The following is a 7,516-nucleotide window of genomic DNA, read 5'->3' on the forward strand; positions in this document are numbered from 1 at the left end:
CGGCTCAGGGAAGTGTCAACGCCCCCACGGGGTCCTCGTCACGTCCTGCCTCACGCAGGTCTGCGAGTGCCCGGTCAACCCCGCTGCTACGCCAGCCACCCCGCGCAGGGGGACCGCGACACCAAGGCGCAGAAGACCGCGGTGCCTTGTCATCCCGGACTTGCGGCGGCTCTGGATCCCGGACGGTACCTGAAACTGCCTCAAGGGCGCCGGGCCGCACAGGCCCGGGCCTCCTGCAGGCGTCCACCCTGGGTCGGCTGCCCAACCAGAAGGGCAGGTAGGCCTGAACCGCCCCGGGTTCAGTGGAGGCTGGCGGTTGCCGGTTGGTCCTCGGTGAGGCCGGCGTTCTGACGGTAGTAGCTGTGCTCGTATTCGACGGGTGGAACGTCTCCGCAGGCGCTGTGCAGGCGGCGGTGGTTGTACCAGTCGACCCACTCCAGGGTGGCGAGCTCGACGTCGTCGAGGCCCCGCCATGGGGCGCGGCGGCGGATCAGCTCGGTCTTGAACAGCCCGTTCAGCGACTCCGCGGCGGCGTTGTCGTAGGAGTCGCCCTTGCTCCCGACCGACCGGACCGCGCCAGCTTCGCCGAGGCGCTCGGTGTAGCGGATGGCGACGTACTGCACTCCGCGGTCGCTGTGATGGATCAAGCCGGTGACGTCGTGGGCGTCGCGCGCCCGCTGCCACAGCCCTTGCTCGAGCGCGTCGAGCGCGAGGTCCGCGCGCAGCGAGGTGGAGCAGCGCCAGCCGACGATGCGCCGGGAGTAGACGTCCATGACGAACGCGACGTAGACGAACCCGGACCACGTCGCGACGTAGGTCAGGTCCGCTACCCAGAGCCGGTCCGGGGCCGGCGCCCGGAACCTGCGCTCGACCAGGTCCTCGGGGCGCTCATCCAGCGCGGCCGGGATGGTGGTCCGCTTGACCTTCCCGCGGACCGCGCCGGCCAGGCCGAGCTGGCGCATCAGCCGGGCCACCTGGCAGCGCGGCACAGCGGCGCCGTCGACGCCGCCCTCACGGGCGAGCTGCCGGTAGACCTTGCGCACGCCGTACACGCCGAAGTTCTCCGCATGCACCCGGGCAATCTCGCCCGCGACCGCGGCGTCGCGCACGGCGCGGGCCGAGCGCGGGCGGGCCTTCGCCGCGTAGTAGGTGCTCGGAGCGATCGCCACGCCGGCCTCGGTCAGCGTGGAGCAGATCGGCTCGACTCCGAACTCCTCACGGTGCTGGTCGATGAACGTGGTCAGCGCTGCTGTGGGCGGTCGAGCTCCGCCGCGAAGAAAGCCGACGCCGACTTCAAGATCGCGTTCGCCCGGCGCAGCTCGCGGACCTCGCGCTCGAGCTCGGCGATCCGCTGCCGATCCTCGGACGAGGTGCCCGGCTTCTGCCCCGTGTCGACCTCGGCCTGGTTCACCCAGTTGCGCAGTGTCTCGGGGTTGATCCCGAGCTGCTCGCCGACCCTAGCGATGGCCCCGGTCCGCTGACCGGACTGCTCGCGCATCTCGAACACCATCCGCACGGCCCGCTCACGCAGCTCGTCCGGGTACTTCCTCGGTGCTGGCACTGACCCACTCTCCCGTGGCTTCAGCGCCTCCACCAGACCGGGGGCGGTTCAGCCGCGATGGGCGTCGACCGGGTGCCCCGGCGCAACGTGTCCCTGACGTCCGCCGACGGGCGCTACACCTTCTGGCTGCAGGGCGGCGGCAACATCGTGCTGTAAGGCCCGACCGGGCGCCCCGCGTGCGGGGCGAACCCGACGGCCACCGACATGCTCGTCATGCAAAGGACGGGAACCTGGCCGGCTACACCGACGCGCGCAAGCCGACCTGGGCGAGAGGGGCCGGCGGCCGCGGCAGCGGCACCTTTGTGGCCCAGAAGGACGGCAACCTCGTCGTGTACTCGGCCAGCAGAGCGACTTGGTCGTCCGACACTGCGGGCCGCTCCTGACCAACTCCCGCCGCCTGTCCCCCACGCAGGGCTGCCGGGGCCGCTACCAGGTAGGACAGTCCCGTCAGCCCGAGCGGCTCGCCAGGCCGCGCTAGCCGCTCAAAGTAGCCCTGCCCCTGCCCTTCACGTGGCGCTGGGCACGGCTGAGCACGCGGCGATCAGAACGGTGTGGTCAGGCCCGGCATAGGGATCATCACCTGCTCCGCCAGGAGTCGGCCCGGCAGTACGAGCCTCCGCCCAGCGTCCCGCCCGGCCCGGCTTCCCCGCCGGCCTCGACTTCAGCGCTTCGCTCCCGCCCCTGCGCCCATCGACTTAAGGTAGGCGCTTGTGGCAATTGCAGACATTGACCGCGACGCGGTTCTACAGGCCATCGGCGAAGCGCGGTCCCTCGGGCGGGACGCCTTCCTCGACCGCTATGGCTTCGCCCGTTCGCGGACTCATGTCGTGGTCGATGACGAGGGTAACGAGCACGACTCCAAGGCCCTGCTTGGCGCAGCGCACGGCTTTGCCGTGCCGCACGAAGGGCCGCTACTTCCCCACCAGTTCAGCGGCGGGGCCGCCACAGTAGGTCGGCTGACCGCGCTCGGCTTTCAGGTCAGCCAGCCCGCGCACGCCCCTGCCGTGCCCGCGCTGACCGCCGGCGACTGCGCCCTGTTCTCCCGCTACCCGGACAAGGTGCCGTTCAAGGAAGAAAACCTCGAGCCAGGAGACAAAGAGGCGTTCCAGGAGCTCCGGCTGCGCCTGCAGCGACTCGCGCAGTGGCTGGCCGCCACCGCGCCCGTGCACACCGAGCTCAAGGCCCACGCGAGCCTGTACTCGGCCAACGGGCGCACGGTCCGCGACCTGTGGTCGTGCGTCTTTCCCGAGCGGGCCGGCAACAAGTCCTACGCCCTGCAGGTCGCCATCATCGTCTCGGAGAACGGCGCCGAGGTCACCGCCTGCCTCGGCGCCGGGACGTCGGCGCTCAAGGACGAGCAGCGCCAAGCGGCTGAGCGTGAGCTCACCCGACTCAAGGGACGCCTCGCCGGGTTCGGCGCGGCTGAGCGCGAGCAGCTCACGGCGGCGCTGCCCCCCGGCTACACGTTCCGCCACCGGTGGCGCGAGGACGCGAACGCCGACTTCGACACCCTCGATGCCTGGCTGGCGCACGCGGCCAGCCCCGAGGGCAACGGCGCTGGCATCTCGCGCAACCTCAGCCCGCAGGAGCTGCAGGACGCCGGCCCGGGCATCGCAGAGGAGCTCGCTGAGCTCCTCGCCGCCGTCGCGCCGCTGTTCGACCACTGCTACCCCCCCGGCGAAGGCACTCCCGCGCTCGAGGACCTCGACGAGCCTGCACAGAACGAGAGCCCAATACCCGACGCGCCCCGGTTCGACGCAGAGACGCTTGAGCGCCGCGCGCGCGACGCCGGCCTGCTGATCGACCTGCCCGTGTACCGGGCGGTCGTCGCCGCCCTGGCCAGCGGCAAGCACCTCATCCTCACCGGGCCGCCTGGCACCGCGAAGACCACGCTCGCCGAGCTCACCGCACAGCTAGCCCAGGCAGCGGGCCTGGCCGCCGGGTATGTGCCGACCACGGCGACAGCGGACTGGACCACCTACGAGACCATCGGCGGGCTGCGCCCCCGCACCGACGGCCCCGGGCTCCAGTTCCGTGAAGGGATCCTGCTCAGCGCCCTGCGGGAGCGCCGCTGGCTCATCATCGACGAGCTCAACCGCGCGAACTTCGACCGCGCCCTCGGCCAGATGTTCACCGTACTGTCCGGCCAGTCCGTCGTGCTCCCGTACCAGGGCGCCCACTCGGGCAACCCCGTCGTCATCACCCCTGAAGCCCAGTCCGGCAGCTACGACCCGGGCGCCTACGACACCGTCGCGGTGCCCGCTGACTGGCGGATCATCGCCACGATGAACGTCTTCGACAAGTCCCTGCTGTTCGAGATGTCCTTCGCCCTCATGCGCCGCTTCGCCTTCGTCGAAGTCCCCGCCCCCAGTGACACCCACTACCGCCAGCTCTGGCAGCGCCACCTCACCGACCTGCCCGCCGAGGCGGCGGCCCAGTGCTCCACCGTGCTCGACGGGCTGCTCGGGGTCCGCACGCTGCGCGAGATCGGCCCCGCCACCTACCTCGACATGGCCCGCTTCGCCGCCCAGTACACGCGCGGCACTGCGGGAAGCGCCCAAGAGCTCACCTACCAGCTCTTCTACAGCTTCCTGCTCCCCCAGCTCGAAGGGGCCGACCAGGCCACCGTCCGTCAGCTCTACACCCTCGTCGCCCAGCTGGTCGGTAGCGAGCACAAGGGAGCCGTGCGCCGCACCCTGCACACCGTGCTTGGCGTCAACCCCGACACCGCCCCCCGTACCGGCCAGGCGGCCGACGGCCCTGCAGCCCTTGAGCTGTGAGAACGCCCCCCTGGGAGCGCCCCGACCGTATCCGGCAAGTTCGCGACCGGATCTGGTCCTACGTCTCCCCAGCGGTCGCGTACAGCGACCCCGGCGTCCTCGACGCAGCAGCCCTGCTCGGGTGGGCAGCCTCCGACATCCAGCAGCTGGGCAACCGCCATTTCCTGCTCTGCGCCGAGGCCGGGGAGCTGATCGACGCCATGCCCAGCCTCACCCGCCGCCTGCGCCCGGCCATCACCCCCGCCGAAGAGGTGTCACACGAGCGCCTCCTCGGCCCCGTCCAGTGGGGCCGCACCTACGCGCTGCGCGCAGCCTCCGGATCGGGCCAGCTCCACGTCACCGCCCCGCCGCGCCGCGCCTACCAGACCCGCGAGAATGAGCTGCTCGCGCACGTCATCGACGGCATCGTGCACGCCGGCGCCGACAGCGGCTGGCCAGCTGACGGGCGCCCGGGCGCGCCCGCTGCCCGGATCGCCGAGCGGCACGCCAGCGCGGAGTACTGGCAGCAGCACCACGCGCTGCGCCAGGTGCAGCGCGTGCCGCCCACGCCCCGCACAGCCGCAGCCGTCGCGTTCGGCCGCTTCGCCGTCCGCTACGCCCCGGCAGTGCGCGCCTACGAGCGGATGCGCCAGATGGTCGAGGACCTCGACCGCACCGCGGTACGCGAGGCCGTCGAGCAGACCGCCCTGGTCACCGCCAGCAACCCGACGCTCTTCGAGCTGCTGACCACCTTCAGCGTCCTCGAGGCCCTCGCTGCGCAAGGCTGGCGCACGGAGCCGTTCACCACCTTCCAGGGCGCCCTGCGCGTGCACGCCCGCCACGCCGACGGCCGCACGCTCACCCTGCACTACCAGTCTGTGCCGCCCGGCTTGGCTTCCTCATCCCGCTACCAGCAGACGCTGCACCAGCACGGCATCCCCGGCGCCAGCGCCCGCCGCCCCGACATCGTCCTCGAATGGGCTGGCACCGCAGGCCCTCGGCGCTGGCTGCTGATCGAGTGCAAGCTGTACCAGGACGACGCCGAGGGCGCCGCCCGGGCGGCCCTGGCGGACCTGCTGGGCTACCGGCGGGAGTTCGGGCAGGCCCTGGCCCCGAACCCGCAGCCCTACGGCCTCGGGGTCGTCTGGGGAGCGGGGCTCGAGCCGGCCGCGGGCAGCGAGGTCCTGCTCTGCACACCGGACCAGCTGGCCCCCGCCCTCCAACTCGCCCTGCACTAGCTTTCGCGCCGCGAGTCAAGTGTGCGGGCAGGCATGCGGCATTAGGCCCTCGGCGTGTGGACGCTGAGGACCTTGCTGCGTGCGCTGGTTGTGAGCTCGGCGTTGGGGCCCGGGTGTCGGCAGGCTGATTAGGCGCCGTCGGGCGGCAGGCTTTCGTGTTCGCCGTGGAGGGGCCCCAGGCCGGGCGGGCGGCAAGCTAGGTTGCGCCGTCGTGCGGCATAGCGCACGCGCCGTCACCGCCCGGGCTGGTGCCGGTTCTCACGGTAGCGCTGCTCGTCGAACTCTTCCTGGGTGCGCATCATGCGGAAGGCGAGCCGGCAGGCGTGCCGGGCCAGCACGACCCGGGCCTGCATCGGCTTCATCTTCCGCGCCTGCAGCTCCTCTCGTCGTTGGATGAACGGCGGGCAGTACTGCGACAGGCCCCAGGCGATGTTCATCAGCGCGTCGCGGTGCTCGGGCAGGCCTTGGCGGCTGATGCCGGGGCGGCGAGTGATGCTCGAGGACTCGTAGCTGCCCGGCACGAGCCCGGTGGCCGAGTAGAGGTGCTCAGCGCTCGGGAACCGTGCGATCGGCATGCTGAACGCGGCGAAGGCGCCGGCTCGGGCGGTCTTGACCCCGGGAAGGGTGGTCAGGACCTGGCCCTCGGTTCCGGCGAGCAGGACCGCGATGTCGGTGTCGACCAGCTCGATGTCCGCGCAGAGGGCCCGCCAGCGCTCGACGCTGCGGCCGAGCCGATCGATGCGCGCAGCGACGTCGGCCGAGGGCGGGAGGCAGTCCTTCCAACGCGCGGCCCAAAACTGCGCGTCGGCGCGGGTCAGCCGCCCCAACGCGCGCGCCACGAGCGATCGGGCCGCGGCGGGCCGCCCTTCGAACTCGAGCAGACAGTCCAGCACCGCTTGGCCGGTGACGCCGAACAGGTCGAGCTTGCGCCCGTGTCCGGGCGGTGCGGACAGGCCGGGGCAGAGAGCGTTCACCTGGTCGTGCAGCCGTTGCTGGGCCGCCTTGCGCTCGGCGACGAGCGACCGGCGGTGTCGAACCGCGGACTGCAGCGCCTCGTGCACGTCGGCCGGGACGGAGCGGCCGTAACCCTGCCGGGCCAAATAGGTCAGGGCGGCGCAGTCGCGGTCGTCGGTCTTGAACCGGCGTGAGCCGAGCTGAGCCCGTGCCGCGGCGGTCTCCGATGGGGCGAAGACGCGCACGCAGTCAGGGAACCGCCGGTTGAGCTCAACGACCCAGGACCGGTGCAACGCCCCCGTCGCCTCGACCGCGAACAACGCGCCCGATGCGCCGGCGTGCTCACGGACCAGACGGTCCAACTCCTCCAACCCCGGGCGCAGCACCGGTAGCGACAGCGGCTCACCGACGAGCCCGGCCTCGTCGGTGCTCAACCACACCCGGTGCTGCGCCTTGCCCGGGTCAATCGCCACGACGAGCGTCGCCGTCGGCAACGACCTCTGCAACAACGACCCCACGGCCAACCTCCCCACGCCAGGACAACGTCACCGCAGACGCTGCCCCTTGCGTGGGTCGAGAGCTATCAGCGCACACCGGGCACGCCGCACCGCCGCCACTTCGACTTGGTACGCCACTCCGATGGCAGGAGGGTAAGAGAATCGTCGAGTCGGCTTGGCTGGACGGCGAGACGTCGCCGCCCGGTCGCCGCGGCCTGTGGGTGGCGACCTCTACCGTCTCGCAGGTGAGCGCCGCGCCATACACAGCCGCGTGGGTGCCCGACGACAACCCCAAGCGAACACGGGGCGTCGACGCCGACCTGGGTCTACGCCGCCTTCGTCATCGACGTCTACTACCGCCGCGTGGTCGGGTGGCAGCTGTCGAAGAGCCTGCGCACCGACCTCGCCCTCGACGCCCTGGAGATGGGGCTGCGGACACGCCAGCACGCCGGCCAGAACACACCATCGGCTACTTGTTCTATGGACGGACGGCTCGGGCCTGGCCAG

At 71.7% G+C, this 7,516-nt stretch carries 4 protein-coding genes, 1 pseudogene and 1 other annotated feature; of the genes and pseudogenes, 3 read left to right on the forward strand and 2 right to left on the reverse strand.

What is annotated here, in order from left to right:
* Positions 1-299 precede the first annotated feature (299 nt).
* Positions 300-1,561 (reverse strand): IS3 family transposase gene (locus tag G9H71_RS19865; RefSeq protein ID WP_456238370.1). Its coding sequence is split into 2 segments (ribosomal slippage): positions 300-1,282 and positions 1,282-1,561, totalling 1,263 coding nucleotides; the frame shifts between segments, so codons are not numbered across the junction.
* Positions 1,155-1,283 (reverse strand) — a sequence feature (AL1L pseudoknot). It overlaps the preceding gene by 129 nt.
* Before the next feature lie 710 nt (positions 1,562-2,271).
* On the opposite strand from G9H71_RS19865, the gene G9H71_RS25325 reads away from it, so the two are divergent.
* Both G9H71_RS25325 and G9H71_RS19875 read left to right on the forward strand, forming a co-directional pair.
* Positions 2,272-4,341, forward strand: coding sequence for an AAA family ATPase (locus tag G9H71_RS25325; protein WP_166284525.1), 2,070 nt, complete (start codon positions 2,272-2,274; stop codon positions 4,339-4,341).
* A complete protein-coding gene (locus G9H71_RS19875; protein WP_166284526.1) occupies positions 4,338-5,558 on the forward strand; it encodes a hypothetical protein in 1,221 nt (406 codons plus the stop codon). Before G9H71_RS25325 ends, G9H71_RS19875 begins: the two co-directional genes overlap by 4 nt.
* A 233-nt stretch (positions 5,559-5,791) precedes the next feature.
* On the opposite strand, the gene G9H71_RS19880 is transcribed toward G9H71_RS19875, so the two are convergent.
* On the reverse strand, positions 5,792-6,985 hold the full coding sequence (locus G9H71_RS19880; protein WP_166284527.1) for an IS110 family RNA-guided transposase: 1,194 nt from the start codon (positions 6,983-6,985) through the stop codon (positions 5,792-5,794).
* Positions 6,986-7,330: 345 nt separating this feature from the next.
* On the opposite strand from G9H71_RS19880, the pseudogene G9H71_RS25595 reads away from it, so the two are divergent.
* Positions 7,331-7,516 (forward strand): annotated as a pseudogene (locus G9H71_RS25595) (hypothetical protein); the annotation flags it as partial.

The sequence above is a fragment of the Motilibacter deserti genome (genome assembly GCF_011250635.1).
Taxonomy (GTDB): domain Bacteria; phylum Actinomycetota; class Actinomycetes; order Motilibacterales; family Motilibacteraceae; genus Motilibacter_A; species Motilibacter_A deserti.